We start from the raw sequence: 1,625 nt of genomic DNA on the forward strand, positions 1-1,625 counted from the left end.
CCTGGATCCGTGGATGGGGTGCTGGTCACAGTCGGTGTGTGAGATAGGGAAAATGCCTTTCGACCTGGGATGATCGTGGTTGTCGAGGCCAGGATCATGCAGGAATCGAGAGGCATTTTCAGTGAGATCATCGCACATGTTCGCTGCGGAATCGGTTGTGTTCGACGAGAGGAATCTCGTGTCGGCGGCTGGGCTGGTGCCGGTCATGGAATTGGCTGAGCAGGCAGGGCTTTCGGCGTTGATCGGCGAGTGTGTGACGGTGGACTCGGCGCGGGTGGCGTCTGGGGCGGTGAACCCCGCTGGGAAGCTCACGGCGCTGATCGGCGCGATGTTGTGCGGTGGCGACCACATCGATCATGCCGACCTGCTGCGTGCCGGTGGCACGGCGACGGTGTTCGACGAAGTGTATGCGCCCTCGACGCTGGGAATATTCTTGCGCGAGTTCAGTTTCGGACATGCTCAGCAGGTGGCCGCCCTCGCTCGCCGGCACCTGATCGCGCTCGCGGCCCGCGCGCCGCTGCTGCCCGGTGCCGAGGACCGGGTGTATGTGGACATCGATTCCGTGCTGCGCCCGGTGTACGGGCATGCCAAGCAGGGCGCGTCGTTCGGGCACTCCAAGATCGCCGGGAAGGTCGTGCTGCGCCGTGGCCTGTCCGGGCTGCTGACCACCCTGTCCACCGACTCGGCCGCGCCGGTGATCGCCGAGATGCGGCTGCGTTCGGGCCGAGCTGGATCCGCCCGCGGTGCGGCCTCCCAGGTGGCCTCAGCGATCGGCACTGCCCGTGATATCGGCGCCGGCAAGATCTTGCTGCGCGGCGATTCGGCGTTCGGCAGTAAGAAGATCATGCGCACCGCGCTCGCGCACGACGCGGAGTTCTCCCTCACGATTACCCGCAACAAAGCCGTCGACCGAGCCATCGCAGCCATTCCCGACGACGCCTGGACCGGGGTGGAATACCCGGGCGCGGTGCGTGATCCCGACACCGGGGAATGGATCTCCGACGCCGAGGTCGCCGAAACCACCCACACCATCGGCACCGGCCGCTGCGGCATCACCGTCAGGTTGATCGTGCGCAGGGTGCGTGACGCCAACTACCGCGACGGCTTGTTCCCCATCTGGCGGTATCACCCCTTCGCCACCAATTCCGAGCTGTCCACAACCGAGGCCGATCTGGTCCACCGCCGCCACGCCATCGTCGAAACCGTGATCTCCGACCTGATCGACGGCCCTCTGGCCCACCTGCCCTCGGGGCACTTTCCCGCCAACACCGTGTGGGCGATCTGCGCCCAGATCGCCCACAACCTGCTCCGGACCGCCGGAACCCTCACCGGATCACCACGCCACGCCGTCGCCCGCGGCGTTACCCTGCGCCGCGACCTGGTCTGCGTTCCCGCCCGCTTCGCCCGGCCCGCCCGCAGACCGGTCCTGCACCTACCCAACCACTGGCCCTGGGAACAGTCATGGACAACACTGTGGCACAGCATCTTCCACACCAACAACCACCTCACTCCACCCACCGCCACCTGACCGGACCGCCCCATCCCTACAACCAGGAACAACAGTGGAAAAGCTGGCCAGACCAGCGGCTACCCCATGCCCGAAACACGCGCGTTCACGCCCCCCC

The 1,625-nt window shown here is 66.5% G+C and carries 1 protein-coding gene; it reads left to right on the forward strand.

Going from position 1 to position 1,625, the window contains the following annotated elements; translation table 11 throughout:
- The first annotated feature begins 121 nt into the window (after positions 1–121).
- Positions 122–1,528: an IS1380 family transposase gene (locus IU459_RS37055; RefSeq protein WP_195134242.1), complete on the forward strand. Its 1,407-nt coding sequence runs from the start codon at positions 122–124 to the stop codon at positions 1,526–1,528.
- Positions 1,529–1,625: the final 97 nt, after the last annotated feature.

The sequence above is a fragment of the Nocardia amamiensis genome (assembly GCF_015477605.1).
Taxonomy (GTDB): Bacteria; Actinomycetota; Actinomycetes; order Mycobacteriales; family Mycobacteriaceae; genus Nocardia; species Nocardia amamiensis_A.